The organism is Marinobacterium rhizophilum DSM 18822, from assembly GCF_000378045.1.
Lineage (GTDB): Bacteria > Pseudomonadota > Gammaproteobacteria > Pseudomonadales > Balneatricaceae > Marinobacterium_A > Marinobacterium_A rhizophilum.
This window is the reverse complement of sequence record NZ_KB899105.1, coordinates 74,724-90,837: the sequence shown is the minus strand read 5'-3', so window position 1 is coordinate 90,837 and position 16,114 is coordinate 74,724. Positions and strand designations below refer to the sequence as shown.

Here is a 16,114-nt window from a genome sequence, read left to right as displayed (position 1 = left end):
TTGAAAATTCCTGTTTCCTCTGCTGTTCAGTAGTGTTCCGAACGTGACTGTATAAGCCCGTACAATTCCGGCTTTTTGTGCGAAACTGACAGCCATCTTCGGATTTACGGAAAGCGCAGCCATGGCAGGCATCAACAAAGCAAAGCTCACAGAAACCGACATCATCAGCAAGTTCATCTTGCCGGCTGTCAAAGATGCGGGCTGGGATGACATGACCCAGATCCGGCAGGAAGTGAAGCTACGCGATGGCAAGGTAGTGGTGCGTGGCCAGGCGGCTGCCCGCAAGAAGGTCAAGTCAGCGGATATCGTGCTTTACCACAAGCCCGGCATGCCGCTGGCGGTCATCGAAGCCAAGGCCAACAAGCACGAGATCGGTAAGGGCATGCAGCAGGGGCTGGATTATGCTGGCCTGCTTGAAGTCCCGTTTATTTTTGCCACCAATGGTGATGGCTTCGTCTTCCATGACAAGACTAATCCTGCCGCGCTGGAAACCGAGATTCTTTTGCAAGACTTCCCCACGCCTGCGCAGCTCTGGCAGCGGTTCTGTACCTGGCGTGGGTTTACCGACGCGCAGTTGCCGATCATTACCCAGGATTACCACGACGATGGCAGTGGCAAGTCACCCCGCTACTACCAGCTGCAGGCGATCAACAAGACCATCGAAGCGATATCGCTCGGTTCGAACCGGGTCCTGCTGGTCATGGCGACCGGCACCGGCAAGACCTACACGGCGTTCCAGATCATCTGGCGGCTGTGGAAGGCGCGCGCAAAGAAACGCATCCTGTTTCTGGCTGATCGCAATGTTCTGGTCGACCAGACCCTGATCAACGACTTTCAGCCCTTTGGCCAGGCCATGACCAAGGTGACCGGGCGTACCGTGGATCCGGCCTACGAGATTCATCTTGCGCTCTATCAAGCCCTCACCGGCCCGGAAGAGTCTCAGAAGGCGTACAAGCAGGTTGATAGGGACTTCTTCGACCTGATTATTATCGACGAGTGCCATCGGGGCAGCGCCGCCGAAGACAGCGCCTGGCGCGAGATTCTGGAGTACTTCAGCAGTGCAGCCCAGGTCGGCCTCACCGCGACACCCAAGGAAACCGAAGACGTTTCCAACTCCGACTACTTCGGAGACCCGCTGTACACCTACTCGCTGAAACAGGGGATCGAAGATGGCTTCCTGGCGCCCTACAAGGTGGTGCGGGTGGATATCGATATCGATCTGCAGGGCTGGCGCCCTACCAAAGGACAGATCGACAAAAAGGGCGAGCTAGTCGAGGATCGCATCTACAACCAGAAGGACTTCGACCGTACCTTGGTTGTAGATGAACGCACCGAGCTGGTGGCCCAGACGATTACCAGCTACCTCGGGCGCACCGACCCCATGGCCAAGACCATTGTGTTCTGCGATGACATCGATCACGCCGACCGAATGCGCCGTGCGCTGGTCAACCTGAACCCGGAACAGGTTGCCCGGAACGAAAAATACGTGATGAAGATCACCGGCGATGATGCACTGGGCAAGGCCCAGCTGGATAACTTCATCAACCCGAAAAAGCCCTATCCGGTGATCGCCACCACCTCCGAGCTGATGAGCACCGGCGTGGATGCCAAGACCTGCAAGCTGGTGGTGCTGGATCAAACCATCCAGTCGATGACCAAGTTCAAGCAGGTCATCGGCCGGGGCACCCGTATTGACGACAAATACAACAAGCTCTGGTTTACCATCCTCGACTTCAAAAAGGCCACCGAACTTTTTGCCGACGAGCGCTTTGACGGTACACCTGAGCGGGTGATCACGGTCGCCCCCGATGACATCATCGATGGCACCGCTGAGGTCGATGACATCATCAACGGTATTGATCCCGATGTTGCGGATGAGCCCGCGGATCATCCCGATGGTGGAATCGAAGATGAGCACGGCGCCTATGGTGACCCCGTTCTCGGTGATGGCGAATGGGACGAAGACGAACCCAGGGTCAGGAAATTTCATGTGAACGGTGTGGCGGTCAAAGCCATTGCCGAACGGGTGCAGTATTACGATACCGACGGCAAGCTGGTGACCGAGTCGTTTAAGGACTACACCCGCAAATCGATGGCCGGGCATTTTGCCTCGCTTGATGAGTTCACCAAAAAGTGGAACGCGGCCGAGCGCAAGCAGGTGATTATTGATGAGCTGGCGGACGCAGGCATTTTGTGGGACGTGCTGGCGCAGGAGGTGGGTAAGGATCTCGATCCCTTCGACCTGATCTGCCATGTGGTTTATGATCAGCCGCCGCTGACCCGCAAAGAGCGGGCTGAGAGCGTCAAGAAGCGCAATTACTTCGCCAGATACAGCGGCACTGCCCAGACGGTACTCAGCACCCTGCTGGATAAGTATGCCGATGACGGGGTGCAGGAGATCGAGAACATCCATGTGCTCAAGGTCAAACCCTTCGATCAGCTGGGCCGGCCGATCGAAATCGTGAAGAAAGGCTTTGGAGACAAGCAAAGCTATCTGGATGCCGTCAGCGAGCTGGAAGCCGAGATCTACCGCCGCGTGCCGCACTCCGCGTAATCCCTATTTTATGGCCCGGCAATTTACCCTTGCGGTGATGCCTGGCCTGTAACGGTAAAAGAGAAAACTATGTCGATCAGCTCTGTTGTTAAATCCATCCAGGACATCATGCGCAAAGACGCCGGCGTTGATGGCGATGCCCAGCGCCTGGGTCAGCTTTCCTGGCTGCTGTTCCTGAAGGTGTTCGACGCCCAGGAAGAAGAGCTGGAGATGGAGCTGGACGACTACCGCTTTCCGATTCCGGAAAAGTACCTGTGGCGCAACTGGGCGGCCGACAACCAGGGCATGACCGGTGACGAGCTGCTGGATTTCGTCAATGACGAGCTGTTCGGCGACCTGAAAAGCCTGGCCGCGCCGATTGATAAGAACCCGCGCGGCTTTGTGGTGAAAGAAGCCTTCAGCGATGCCTTCAACTACATGAAGAACGGCACCCTGCTGCGCCAGGTAATCAACAAGCTCAACGAGATCGACTTTACCGATTCGCAAGAGCGGCACATGTTCGGCGATATCTACGAGCAGATCCTGCGCGACCTGCAAAGCGCCGGGAACGCCGGTGAGTTCTACACCCCGCGTGCCGTCACCCGTTTTATGGTCAACCGTATCGACCCCAAGCTCGGCGAGAGCATCATGGACCCGGCCTGCGGTACCGGCGGCTTCCTGGCCTGCTCGTTTGACCATGTGAAAGCCAACTACGTAAAAACCGCCGCCGACCACCAGACGCTGCAGCAGCAGATTCACGGCGTCGAGAAAAAGCAGCTGCCGCACCTGCTCTGCACCACCAACATGCTGCTGCATGGTATTGAGGTGCCGGTACAGATCAAACACGGCAATACCCTGAACAAGCCGCTTTCCAGCTGGGATGAAGAGATCGATGTGATCGTCACCAACCCGCCCTTTGGCGGGACCGAGGAAGACGGCATCGAGAAGAACTTCCCCGCCGAGCTGCAGACCCGCGAAACCGCCGACCTGTTCCTGCAGCTGATCATTGAGGTACTGGCTCAAAAGGGGAGAGCCGCCGTAGTGCTGCCCGACGGCACCCTGTTCGGCGAGGGCGTGAAGACCAAGATCAAGAAGCTGCTGACCGAGGAGTGCAACCTGCACACCATCGTGCGGCTGCCCAACGGCGTGTTTAACCCTTATACCGGCATCAAGACCAACATCCTGTTTTTCACCAAGGGCCAACCCACCCGGGAAATATGGTTCTACGAGCATCCCTACCCGGAGGGCGTGAAGAACTACAACAAGACCAAACCGATGCGTTTTGAAGAGTTCCAGACCGAGATCGACTGGTGGGGCGACGAGGCCGATGGCTTTGCCGCACGGATCGAAAACGAGCAGGCCTGGAAGGTGGGTATCGATGAAGTCATCGGCCGCAACTTCAACCTCGATATCAAGAACCCCCATGTGGGTGACGTGGTCAGCCATGATCCCGACGAGCTGCTGGCTGACTATGCCGCGCAGCAGCAGCAGATCGGTGAGCTGCGTGACCAGCTCAAAGCCATTCTGAGCGATGCGCTGGGTAAGGGGGCGTAGTCATGGATGCAACAAGCTCTCTGGTCGTTACCGCTAATGCACCTGAAGATTTGATCACCTCCAATATCGAGATCTGGACGTCTGCAATTCAGACCCGTTCGTCTGCGGGCCGGGGCAGCAGTAAGAAACTCGATCTGTATGGTATCAAGAAGCTGCGTGAGCTGATCCTGGAACTGGCGGTGCGGGGTAAACTGGTGCCGCAAGATCCGAATGATGAACCGGCCACGGTGCTGTTGAAACGGATTACAGCCGAAAAAGCACATTTGGTGAATGAGAAGAAGTTAAAAAAAACTAAGGCACAGGCTGCGGTCTCTGATAATGAGGTTTGTGTTTCATTACCTCAAAACTGGGAGTGGGTGCGTTTCGGTGATATTGCTCAACATAATTCGGGTAAAACGCTGGACAAAGGACGAAACTCAGGCATCGCTAGGCCTTACCTCACAACATCCAACCTCTACTGGGGGCGCTTTGAGTTAGACAGCGTTCGGGAGATGTTAATAAAAGATGAAGAGCTTGATAAATGCTCTGCCACAAAAGGCGATTTATTAATCTGCGAGGGTGGTGACGCTGGTAGAGCCGCTGTATGGAATCGCGAGCATGACGTATGTTTTCAGAATCATATTCATCGCGCGAGGTTCTTTGGTGCCATTAGCCCGTACTACATGTTCAGAGTCTTTGAAAAGCTAAGCGCTACTGGAGAAATTGACCAATATCGTAAAGGTGTTGGAATTTCAAATATGTCGGGTAAAGCTTTGGCGTCAGTTGTATTGCCACTGCCTCCTCTTGCCGAACAACACCGCATCGTCGCCAAAGTCGATGAGCTGATGGCACTGTGCGATCAGTTGGAGCAGCAGACCGAAGCCAGTATCGACGTCCACGCCACGCTGGTCGAAACCCTGCTGGCGACCCTGACCGGCAGCGGCGATGCCGCCGAGCTGGAACAGAATTGGACCCGCATCGCGGCGCATTTCGACACCCTGTTTACTACCGACCACAGCATCGAGCAGCTCAAACAAACCGTTCTGCAACTGGCTTTCATGGGTAAACTCGTCCCCCAAGACCCCAGCGACGAACCCGCGGCCGTGCTGCTGGAAAAGATCGCCGCTGATAAGGCGCGGCTGGTGAAAGAGAAGAAGATCAAGAAGCAGAAGCCACTGCCGCCGATTGGTGATGATGAGAAGCCGTTTGCGCTGCCGAATGGGCTGGGGTGGGCAAGAATTGGTGATGTCCTGAGTCTTCAGCATGGCTATGCGTTCAAGAGTAAATATTTTGTTGAGGAGGCAACTCCCTATATCTTGACAACACCTGGTAACTTCCACGAAGTAGGCGGCTTTAGGCATCGAGGTAATAGAACAAAGTACTACGATGGTCCGCTAAACGGTGAGTTCTTTTTGGAACCAGGAGACTTAATCATACCAATGACAGAACAGGCTCCTGGCCTGCTTGGAAGCGCAGCTTTCATACCAAAAGATAAAAATGTGTATTTGCATAACCAGCGTCTTGGGAAACTAACAACTTATAGCGAAGCTATAGCGCCTGAATTCGTATACTGGTTTTTTAATTGTCGGTTTTTGAGGTCTGAGTTGGCGAGAACTTGTACAGGCACCACTGTTCGACATACTTCTCCTGCCAAGGTTTTGGAGGCTTTAATTCCTGTTATGAGTCTTAGTGAACAGCACCGTATCGTCGCCAAACTCGACCAGCTGATGACCCTCTGCGACCAGCTTAAAGAGCGCCTGCAACAGGCCCAGCAGACCCAGCTGCACCTAGCCGATGCTTTGGTGGAAAAAGCCGTCGGATAAACCGCTCAAGGACCGAGAATGAAGCTCATTGAAGAGAAGTATCGCCGACTGAAACCGACCATCGACTATCTCACCGACGAGGTAGTGATGGCGCAGGCGTGGAAAAAGACCCACGGCTATATCCGCACGTTCAACTGGTACGCCGATACCTTGGCGCTGGATGTCTCGGCTCTTGGCATCGAAGATAATGCCAAAATTTGGGCCAAATCTCTCAAAGATGGCAAAGCGCTACATCCATTGGAGCTTGTGCCTGCTGCGAAGAGTGAGGCTTGGGTCATTGATGCAGAGGGCTGGCACCCAAGCGAGAAAAGTGACACGAAGCGAGATGATGAGAAAATACCGCTCCGGCCGTTGGCGCATCTAACGATCCGTGACCAAACCTGGGCCAGTGCAGCCATGCTGTGCCTGGCGGATGCGGTGGAGTCCGCCCAGGGTGATTGCAGCCATAAAAAGGATGGAGCCGAGGGTGCATTAGCTCGGCGTGTTTACAGCTACGGCAATCGGCTGATCTGTGATTGGAAAGCATCGGATAAAGCCTGGTTTCGTTGGGGCAACAGCGAAACCTACCGCAAGTTCTACACCGACTATCAAAACTTTCTTAAACGCCCGATCACCACCGGCCGTGTCGTCTCAGAGCAACAGGCCGATGAAGAGTCGGTGTTTATCGTTAACCTGGATCTGGCAAAGTTCTATAACACTATTAAGCGCGAGACCCTGTCACAGCGTTTGCAAGAAATCAGCAAGAATTTCAAACAGGAAGTGTGTCCTGACTTCTGGCAAGCCTTTGAGCGCATCACCGATTGGCAGTGGAGCGCCGATGATGTGGCTCTGGCTGAGAAGCACAAGATGGGCGCGATTGAGCAAGGGCTCCCTCAGGGGTTGGTTGCGGCAGGCTTTTTCGCCAATGCCTACCTAGTTGATTTTGATCGAAAATTTGGAGAACTCATCGGCTCAAGCCTGGATTCAACCAAGGAACTGGTGCTGCATGACTATTGCCGCTATGTGGATGACCTGCGGTTAGTGGTCAGTACCGATGAACACAGTGCTGAAGAGATCGCCGATCTTGTTAACGCCTGCGCTACTCAGTTGCTCAAGCGGTATGGTGGCGACGAACTGGCGATAAACGAGGACAAGACCAAGGTTACGCCGTTACCCGATCTCGACAACAGCGGCAGCATGGCCAAGCGGATCGAAACGATTCAGAGCGAACTGAGTGGCCCGGCCGACAGGGATATGCTGGATTCCGCTACCGGTATACTGGAGAGCTTATTAACGGTCGAAGATGACCAGCTACCGAGTAAGACGGTTATAGTGGACCAGCCTCTGCTGCAAATTACGGGCTTTGACCACGACATCCGTCCCGACACCCTAAAGCGATTCGCGGCCAACCGGCTGGAAAGCATTGTCAGAAGCAAACGAAAACTGACTCTGGGCATCGATGGCGACGGCAGTGCCAACTTTGAAAACACCGATAACGAAAGCGAGCTGCTGGCAAAGAAGCTGATTCTGGCGTGGATGCGAGATCCCTCGCTGGGTTTGGTTTTGCGAAAAGCACTTGAAATCTACCCCTGCGCGGATCTGTTCGAGCCGGTACTGAAGGCGATCTATCGTCGCAGCTCCTTCTCAGAGGAGGTTGATAACGAGCATACCGCCGCAATGATGGACTACCTGCTGGCCGACCTGTTTCGCTGTGCTGCGGACTTTAACGGCTACTTCCAGGTGGTTGATTACCCATCGAGTCTGACACCTCACTCGGTCATCGAGTTAATCAGCCGGTACGCCCAGAAGGTCATCGCATCCGGCACAGCCCTGGTCTTTGTCAAACGCCAGGCGCTGATGTTGCTGGCGGTCATTAACAAGCCCGTTTTGGAGAAGAGCAGCGAAGAATTACTTCAGCACCATCAATTCCTGCATCGTCTCCTGGCGGGAAGTTTGCCCGATAGATACCAGAGACAGTTCAGAGCATTGTTCGAAGTTGCAGGTCAGATTACAGGTAATTTTGACACTTACGCAGCGGATTTCATGGCGTATATCGCCGATCTCGATGGCAAACAGTATGCGGCGCTTGAAGTGTTTGCCAAGCGGGGCGGCCCCTTCTGGCTCTCGTTATGGAAGCAGCTAAAAAAACCCGGCGCGGATAAGCCGTTACTGGATCTTTTCAGGTGGGCTACGCCTCAGGTCGGTACTTCACCGGCGGTCAGATTGCAGCGATTGGCAAAAGTCATCGCCTCTGAGAGCAACGGCTTCGAGCATGAGAGCGCGCTTATCAAGCTGGGCTTGGGGCTCATTGACTTAATCGAGCACGGTAAAACAACATCAGGCCGCTCACCCACTGCAATCAATGTGAAGCCTGATTCCCCGTTTACATGGGACAAGCTTTACCTGCCTGGAGTAACCAATATTGTTTGTACTGCGGGTAACGGACCGACTGACGACCCGCGCTTTGTGGTGCCAGACTGGTTGGCTGTTGATCTAGAGGATACACAGTGCCAAAAGATCTACTGGCTGGGTTCAATTCTCAGGGCCGCGGCACTCGGAGGTGCCGACTTCACCGGCAGCCGCTGGAAGGCCGGCAAGACGGTTACTTACAAAGGCTTGCGGACCAGTTGGTATAAGCGCCGGATGGGAATGATGCATGCCCCTGAGGCGCTGGTCGGGGAGTACTCTACCCTAAGCACCTGGACCTCTGAACTACTGATGCGTTGCCTGCAGTGGCCAGGGTTTGAGTCATCACATATCCGCCACGATGACATCAAGGCGATTGTGGGGCTAAAAACACTTAAGCAATGTTTAGCCACGAGGCTTACATATCTCAACGAGCTTTACTGCAAATCGTCGCAGCTGCCGCTCATACCAACAATAGTGAAACGGCCTAAGCAAGAAAATGATCGTTTCCGCGTGGTCACGGTTCAGCAACTGCTGCCCCGCTATGCCGATTTTAGCCTTGCCGATCCTGAACTGAATAATCCTGTAATGCGGTCACGGCATCGCGCTCACCTGCTGGACGTGTGTGCACTTACTGTGAAAACGCTTGAAGCCAAATTGAAAGCGGACAAAGAGGATCCAAAGCCTAAAGCGGACCTCATCGTATTCCCTGAAGTGGCAGTTCATCCGGACGATCAGGATGTCATAAAGCGGCTGGCCGACAAGACCCAGGCGATTGTTTTTGCTGGACTGGTTTTTACTGACCACCAGGGTGTGCGCATCAACAAGGCGCGCTGGTTTATCCCCGACTACCGTGACACCGGACGCCAGTGGATCATCAGAGATCAAGGCAAAGAGTTTATGACAAAACCGGAGAAAGGTATGGGGATCACCGGTTACCGCCCCTGTCAGCACCTTATCGAGCTGGTAGGTCATCCTGAAGGGCCGTTCACGCTAACGGGGGCGATCTGTTACGACGCGACTGACATTAATCTGGTTGCAGACCTGCGCGGGAAAACCGATCTATTCGTCATCGCCGCCCATAACCGAGATGTTAACACCTTCGACAATATGGCCGCCGCGCTTCAGTACCACATGTACCAGCATGTCGTAATCACCAACATTGGCGAGTTCGGTGGTTCCACCATTCAGGCTCCCTACAAGGAACCCTATGACAAGCTAATTGCCCATAGCCATGGTGGGAACCAGATTTCGATCAGTACAGCCGATATCGATCTAGCAGCGTTTAAACGGAAGATCGGGAGTTACAAGAAGACCAAGACCAAGCCGGCGGGGATGAGCTGAGTCAATGTGGCGAATATACATCCTGGTCAGCCAGCATACTGTCAAGCGAAATTACCGAGAAGTTGCTCATAGAGTACAATGACGGAAGGCCACATGAGTCACTGGGCGACGTGTCGCCTGGGCCTTCCTGGATCAACATAATGACCAGAGGAACCCTAATTTTAGCTGGCCCTAAAACAGGGGGGGCAGCTTGAGCGGAGAGCCGATGAGCCTCTTGATCTATAAATGTTGATAAAAAGGCCCGAAATCGGGATTTATGGGCCTTAATCTACATTTTGGTGTTGTCTTTGTCGGCTTGTTGTTCCTTAGATCATTGTATTTACTATATTTTTTATGAATTTAGTGTGGTCGTTTAGTGATTTATGCGTAAATTACCGTTTTAATCCTTACCTTGGATATTATTCAAAACCCCGCGGATGCGGGGTTTTTCAGTTTATAGCGGGAAATATAGGCAAAGTGCGTGCGGTAGCCCGGCTGCCAGGTGATGACGGAGTACTTTAATGCTGGAAGACATACTGAATGGACTTACGCCATTCATATTCCTGTTGCTGGTGGGCACGGCCGGTCTGACCTCCTTGCTGACCGCGAGCCTGGGGGCCGGAGGGGGCATCATGTTGTTGGGAGTCATGGCCCAGGTGGTGCCACCTCAGCTGATCATTCCGCTGCATGGGGTCGTGCAGCTGGGGTCCAACGCGGGGCGTGCCGGCATGAGTTTTCACCATATTGACTGGCGGCTGATTCTTGCCTTTTTACCGGGAGCCCTGCTTGGCTCGCTCCTGGGCAGCTTTGTGCTGGTGGCCTTGCCGCCTGCCGTCATGTACCTGAGTATCGCCGGGTTCATCCTCTATCTGTGCTGGGGCCCCAAGTTGCCAAAGCTGGTTCTGGGGCGTTGGGGGCCTGCGATTGTGGGCGTCGTGACAACCTTTCTTACCCTGTTCGTCGGCGCTACCGGTCCCTTGATCGGGGCCTTTTTGAAACAGATCTTTCAGGATCGCTTCAAGACGGTCGCCACGTTCGCTGCGGCCATGAGCTTGCAGCATATCTGCAAAATTGCGGTATTCAATCAGACCGGTTTTGAAATAGGGCCCTGGCTGCCATTGCTGGTGGCCATGATCCTGAGTGGTGCCATCGGCACATGGATAGGGCTGCATGTGCTGAAAAAACTGCCTGATCATCATTTTGGCAGGATTTTTAACTGGATTCTCACATTGCTTTCTGTGCGGATGATCTGGCAGGCCGGCGTATTGCTGCAGTGAATGTGCGCCTGACAGCCGCTCGCGATTTAGTGTCCTGAATCGCAAGAATCGCCTGCCCCATCGTGGCAGGAGCCTGCCACGATAACCCGATCCGCTGATATCAAAGTCACCAAGTGCAACACCGTGGACATCCTGTACGGGAGCCCAGTGGATGTGATGGAAAAGCCCCGCAACTGCGGGGCTTTTTCGCTTTTGGAGTCAGGGCCATCGATGATCTGGCGATGCCTTTTCAGTTTAAGTTGATTGAACGTTTAATTAAAATAGATTATGTTGGTGGCATTGCATATTAATGATGCCAGCGGTGGGCGTGACCGAGTAAGGCTTCGGCCCGTTCAGACGCTATCGCCGGCCATGGGAGAGCACATGACACAGCAACAGAGCTACGACTACATCATCATCGGTGCCGGTTCGGCCGGTTGTGTGCTGGCCAACCGCCTGACCGAGAGCGGCAAGCACCAGGTGCTGCTCATCGAGGCGGGTGGCAGCGACAAGAGCATCTTTATCCAGATGCCCACAGCATTGTCCTATCCGATGAACTCGCCCAAATACAGCTGGCCGTTTGAGTCAGAAGAGGAGCCCGGTATCGACAACCGGCGCCTGCATTGTCCGCGGGGCAAGGTGCTGGGGGGCTCATCGTCCATCAACGGCATGGTCTATGTGCGCGGCCATGCCTGTGATTTCAATCAGTGGGAAGAGCAGGGCGTGACGGGCTGGGGCTATCAGCAGTGCCTGCCGTACTTCAAGCGGGCTGAAACCTGGGCGGGCGGTGCCGATGACTATCGCGGTGGCAACGGGCCCTTGTCGACCTGTAACGGCAACGAGATGCGTCTCAATCCGCTGTATCAGACCTTTATCGATGCCGGTGTCGAGGCCGGCTATCCGGATACGGCCGACTACAACGGTTATCGCCAGGAGGGCTTTGGCCCCATGCACATGACCGTCAAGGGCGGCGTGCGGGCGTCCACCTCGAACGCCTATCTGCGCGACGCGCTGAAACGGCCCAACCTGCACCTGGTTTCAAAGGCGACGACGCATCGCGTCCTGCTGCAGGGCAAGCGTGCCACGGGTGTGGAGTACAGCGTCGGTGGTAAAACGCGAACGGCGATGGCGGGTACCGAGGTCATCCTGTCGGCGGGGTCAGTGGGCTCGCCGATGCTGCTGCAGCTTTCGGGCATCGGGCCGCGTGCCGTGCTCGAACAGGCCGGGGTGGCCGTAAAGCATGAGCTGCCGGGTGTGGGCGAGAACCTGCAGGATCATCTGGAGGTCTACTTCCAGTACCGCTGCAAGCAGCCGATCTCGCTTAACGGCAAGCTGGGCCTGATCAGCAAGGGCCTGATCGGCACCCGCTGGATGATGTTCAAGAATGGCCTGGGCGCGACCAATCATTTCGAATCCTGTGCCTTTATCCGCTCGCGTGCCGGGCTGAAATGGCCGGATGTGCAGTATCACTTCCTGCCGGCGGCGATGCGTTACGATGGCCAGGCCGCCTTTGATGGGCATGGTTTTCAGGTACACGTCGGGCCCAACAAGCCGGTGAGTCGAGGCCATATTCGCATTCGCTCGGCCGATCCCACGGATACGCCGAGCATTCGGTTCAATTACCTGCAGGCCGAACAGGATGTCATCGACTGGCGTGCCGTTATTCGCCTGACCCGCGAGATCATCGCCCAGCCTGCCTTTGATGCCTACCGTGGTGATGAGATCCAGCCGGGCAAGGATATTCAGAGCGACGAGCAGATTGATGCCTGGGTGCGGCAGAATGTCGAGAGCGCCTACCACCCCTCCTGCACGTGCAAGATGGGGGCTGACGATGATGCCATGGCGGTGCTGGATGCGCAGTGCCGGGTACGTGGCATAGCGGCGCTGAGGGTGGTGGATTCATCCATTTTCCCGACCATCACCAATGGCAATCTCAATGCACCGACAATCATGGTGGCGGAAAAGGCCGCCGATCTGATTCTGGGCAAAGCACCATTGCCGAATGCCGGCGTAGACGTATGGATCGATCCGCAGTGGCAGGAACGCCAGCGGCTGAACCCGCCGGCTTAAACCGCCTCGTGCAGCAGGCGGGCCAGCGTTTGGTGTGCCAGTCGGCGGGCGACGGCGGCATCCGCGGTCGGGCTCGCCAGGGCGCAGTTAATCCACAGGCCGTCGATGAGGGACGCCAGCAGCAAGGCTGCATCCTGGGCTTCATCGGCGGGCAGCAGTGCGCGAAAGTTGTACAGCAGGTTGGAGCGCATGCGGGCTCCCCGAATGCCGGACAGCCGTTGCAGTGCCGCATCGTGGGGCGTCTCGGCCCAGAACGCCAGCCAGCAGGTCACCACTTCGGGAGCAAACTGCTCGTCTGAGAAGTTGCCATCAATGATGGCGGCTATGCGTGCTCGTGGCGAGCTGGCCTGGCTCCAGCTGCGGTAAATTTCATCGGTCAGCTGGCGCATTAACTGGCGCATGGTTTCGGCCAGCAGGTCATTCTTGCCGTCGAAATAGTGGTGAATAATGCCGGTGGAAACCCCAGCGATCTTGCTGATCTTCGCGACCGTGGTATTGGCGTAGCCGTACTGATGAATGGCGGCAGTGGTGGCTTCAATCAGCTGCTTGCGCCGAATCGGCTGCATTCCAACCTTGGGCATGGGGATTCCTGGTGGCGAGTAACACTTGGGGCGGACATGATCGTTGTTTTTGGCAGCGGCTTCAACACGGGAGGCTGTGCATACCGGTGCACTGCTCGGTACTTTTTTGGAAATTATCGAGCAAGCGGATTTCCATCGCTGTTTTACCGCCAGGCGGCATGTCGTAATTGGAATGGCCCAGGCCGTATGCAGAGATGTTCGATTACAGATTAGGGAGGATATTTAATTTAATTAAACGTTCAATTTACTAAAAATAATAAGGATGTTTTCAGGGACAAGCGCGACCGATCTCATCCATTGCCAAAGCCTTCTGGCTCCCTGGTCGTGTCGAAATCCCTTAATATCCCGAGGATCCACTCATGAATATTCTGTTGTCTTGCGCCATCGTTGCCACCTTGCTGATGGTCGTGATTATCCTGTTGCGCTGGGGGCGGCTGCGCTGTCAGGGGACGATGCCCACGTCGCTGTTCGCCTTTACGGCCATTCTCTTTACGTCCGGGCTCGATGTCGGGCTGATCATGTTTCCGCTCGGCGAGTTTCCGGTCTATGCCGAAGAGTCGGCCTATGCTTTTACCAACCCGCTGGCGATCGAGTTCGGATTCTGGGGTTTCCTGGTCTGGGCGTTCTATTTCCTCACAACCTTCTATTTCGTCATTGTCGAACCGCGACTGAAGCTGTTCGAAATCCCGGCGATCAAGTTCATCAACAATCTGGTCATCATCGGCACCTGCGCCTTTACCGGCTTTCTCTTTCTCAGTTACCTGCCGGACTACGCCCAGGGGATATCCGAACCGCTGCGTTATGGCCTCACCGCCGCCGTGGTATTGCTGGCCGTGTTTTCCAGCTCGGACGTACGCTATGTCAAATGGCTCAGTATCGGTTCCACCTGGCTGTTTTTCGCCCTGATCGGACTGCTGGCGCTGAATGCCGGCATGGGGGCGACGGCGTTCTCCAACAGCCTGGTGAATCTGTCGGGTTACTTCGGCAATCTGCATCGTTTTATTACGCCAATGAGTGACTACCACGCCTTCTACCTGTTCTGGTGGTTCTCGTGGAGCATCATGATTGGCCAGTTTGTTGCCCGTTTTGTGGGCGGGCTGTCGGCGTGGCAGCTGTGCCTGGCCATGCTGGTGATTCCGTCGATTCCGATCGCCATCTGGTTCTCGGTGCTCTATTTCTATTTCGAGCAGGCGCTGGTGCTCAGCGGCGTGCTAAAACTGTCGATGCTGGTGGTCGGCGTGATTTTCGTGATTAACTCCCTCGACTCGCTGATCCGTCTTTACACCACCAACCTCAATTTCACCGTTGAACGATTTGGGTTCTCCCCCTATATCATCGGTAACTGGTTATTGATGTACGGGCTGGTGCTGCTGTTCCAGTTCACGCCGCTCAAGATCGAGTGGATCGGACTGGTGGTAATCGGTCTGTATGGGGCGGTCAGCTTGCTCCTGCTGCGTCACTCGGCCCGCCTCGTCCAGCCTGTCTTAAATGACGTGGATGCGGGCTATTAAGGCGCCACACCGGGCCGGGGCTGCAGGGCACCAGCCAGAATGCACACCAGCCAGCAGGCAAGGATAAAGGGTGCGGTCAGGGCGGGCAGCCCGAGCAGGGAAAAACCGGGCTGCAGCAGGGTGGACATCACCACGCCAATGGCGATAAGGCCTGGCTGGCGTGTAAAGCGCTGCGCCAGCGCCAGTGCGGCCAGTGCACCGTTATACCCAAACAGCCCGGACGCAATGGCGGTCATCGACACGAGAGCCGTGTCAGTCAGAACGCTCACCAGGGCAGCGACAAGACTGCCCAGCAGGGCACCGCCCAGCCCCCAGGCGGCATTGCGCGGTGCCGAGACCGCCAGCGCCGCCAGAATCAGCAGCCCTGCCGGCAGTGAACCGAGGAAAAACACCTGGCCCAGGCCCTGGATCGGACCCGCAAGCCAGCCGGGCAGACCCGTTCCGTCGGTTGCCGGGAGGGTGGCCTGAGCTGCGGGCAGCAGACCGGCGCCAGTCGCCAGCAGCCAGGCACACCAGCCGAGCAGCACAAAAGCGCTGGTATAGGGCGCAATGCTCCAGCGCCGTATCTGCAGATGAATCAGCGGTGCGCCGAGGGCGGAAAATAGCAGGATAGCGCTGGCGCTGAACCAGGAGCCTCCCAGAAAATGGCCCAGTGCCAGTCCCACCAGAACGCCATTGAAGCCGTAGTAGCCGGCCCGCACCAGGGCTGCATCCGCCCTGACCAGGCGAGCGCCCAGCAGGGCGCCACTCCAGCCCAGCAGGCTGCCCAGCAGTGCCGTCGCCCCATCCAGGGCAATGGCGAGCAGTATCAGCAAGCCGCAGAAACGGTGACATTGGAACAGAACCTGGCTATAGCTGTGCAGCAGCGTATCCAGCCAGAACCGTGCAGTATCTCGTGTATTCACGTGGGGTATGTCCGACAAATGGGGCGTAGTTGTCTGTGCCGGTTAGTGAGCCTGGGCTGAAACAGCGCTTGTTCGTCAGGCGCGCGAAACAGCCTGTCAGGCGCAATGAAAACAGGTCCCGGGGCGGGAGCGATCTGTACTGGAACAGAAAAAAGAGGCCCTGTTGCCAGGGCCTTAAGCGCTATGCCAATTCA

General features: G+C 55.8%; 9 protein-coding genes. 7 read left to right on the top strand and 2 right to left on the bottom strand.

Going from position 1 to position 16,114, the window contains the following annotated elements:
• Positions 1–121: 121 nt before the first annotated feature.
• The 6 genes from hsdR to betA all read left to right on the top strand — a co-directional run bounded on the left by hsdR (position 122) and on the right by betA (position 12,923).
• Positions 122–2,554 (top strand): EcoAI/FtnUII family type I restriction enzme subunit R, encoded by a 2,433-nt coding sequence (hsdR, locus tag F451_RS0117320; protein WP_020682662.1) that lies wholly within the window; start codon positions 122–124, stop codon positions 2,552–2,554.
• A 69-nt stretch (positions 2,555–2,623) separates the two neighbouring features.
• Positions 2,624–4,087 carry an N-6 DNA methylase gene (locus F451_RS0117315; protein ID WP_020682661.1) on the top strand — a complete coding sequence of 488 codons (1,464 nt, stop codon included), beginning with the start codon at positions 2,624–2,626 and terminating at the stop codon, positions 4,085–4,087.
• Between the two features lie 2 nt (positions 4,088–4,089).
• Positions 4,090–5,889, top strand: coding sequence for a restriction endonuclease subunit S (locus tag F451_RS0117310; RefSeq protein WP_020682660.1), 1,800 nt, complete (start codon positions 4,090–4,092; stop codon positions 5,887–5,889).
• Positions 5,890–5,907: 18 nt separating this feature from the next.
• Positions 5,908–9,618 carry an RNA-directed DNA polymerase gene (locus F451_RS0117305; RefSeq protein ID WP_020682659.1) on the top strand — a complete coding sequence of 1,237 codons (3,711 nt, stop codon included), beginning with the start codon at positions 5,908–5,910 and terminating at the stop codon, positions 9,616–9,618.
• Between the two features lie 500 nt (positions 9,619–10,118).
• The gene (locus F451_RS0117300; protein WP_020682658.1) at positions 10,119–10,874 is read left to right on the top strand and encodes a sulfite exporter TauE/SafE family protein; all 756 of its coding nucleotides are present in this window, start codon (positions 10,119–10,121) and stop codon (positions 10,872–10,874) included.
• Between the two features lie 363 nt (positions 10,875–11,237).
• Positions 11,238–12,923, top strand: coding sequence for a choline dehydrogenase (gene betA / locus F451_RS0117295; protein WP_020682657.1), 1,686 nt, complete (start codon positions 11,238–11,240; stop codon positions 12,921–12,923).
• Here betA and betI read toward each other — a convergent pair.
• On the bottom strand, positions 12,920–13,504 hold the full coding sequence (gene betI / locus F451_RS0117290; protein ID WP_020682656.1) for a transcriptional regulator BetI: 585 nt from the start codon (positions 13,502–13,504) through the stop codon (positions 12,920–12,922). The genes betA and betI overlap by 4 nt on opposite strands.
• Positions 13,505–13,863: 359 nt before the next feature.
• On the opposite strand from betI, the gene F451_RS0117285 reads away from it, so the two are divergent.
• Positions 13,864–15,015: a BCCT family transporter gene (locus F451_RS0117285; RefSeq protein WP_020682655.1), complete on the top strand. Its 1,152-nt coding sequence runs from the start codon at positions 13,864–13,866 to the stop codon at positions 15,013–15,015.
• On the opposite strand, the gene F451_RS25880 is transcribed toward F451_RS0117285, so the two are convergent.
• Complete coding sequence (locus tag F451_RS25880) at positions 15,012–15,920, bottom strand: urea transporter (RefSeq protein WP_169434530.1); 909 nt, start codon at positions 15,918–15,920, stop codon at positions 15,012–15,014. The genes F451_RS0117285 and F451_RS25880 overlap by 4 nt on opposite strands.
• Positions 15,921–16,114 lie beyond the last annotated feature (194 nt).

Bases quoted from the DNA above. Each gene is read 5' to 3' on its own strand.
- hsdR (WP_020682662.1), top strand. From the start codon at position 122: ATGGCAGGCATCAACAAAGCAAAGCTCACAGAAACCGACATCATCAGC.
- F451_RS0117315 (WP_020682661.1), top strand. From the start codon at position 2,624: ATGTCGATCAGCTCTGTTGTTAAATCCATCCAGGACATCATGCGCAAA.
- F451_RS0117310 (WP_020682660.1), top strand. From the start codon at position 4,090: ATGGATGCAACAAGCTCTCTGGTCGTTACCGCTAATGCACCTGAAGAT.
- F451_RS0117305 (WP_020682659.1), top strand. From the start codon at position 5,908: ATGAAGCTCATTGAAGAGAAGTATCGCCGACTGAAACCGACCATCGAC.
- F451_RS0117300 (WP_020682658.1), top strand. From the start codon at position 10,119: ATGCTGGAAGACATACTGAATGGACTTACGCCATTCATATTCCTGTTG.
- betA (WP_020682657.1), top strand. From the start codon at position 11,238: ATGACACAGCAACAGAGCTACGACTACATCATCATCGGTGCCGGTTCG.
- betI (WP_020682656.1), bottom strand. From the start codon at position 13,504: ATGCCCAAGGTTGGAATGCAGCCGATTCGGCGCAAGCAGCTGATTGAA.
- F451_RS0117285 (WP_020682655.1), top strand. From the start codon at position 13,864: ATGAATATTCTGTTGTCTTGCGCCATCGTTGCCACCTTGCTGATGGTC.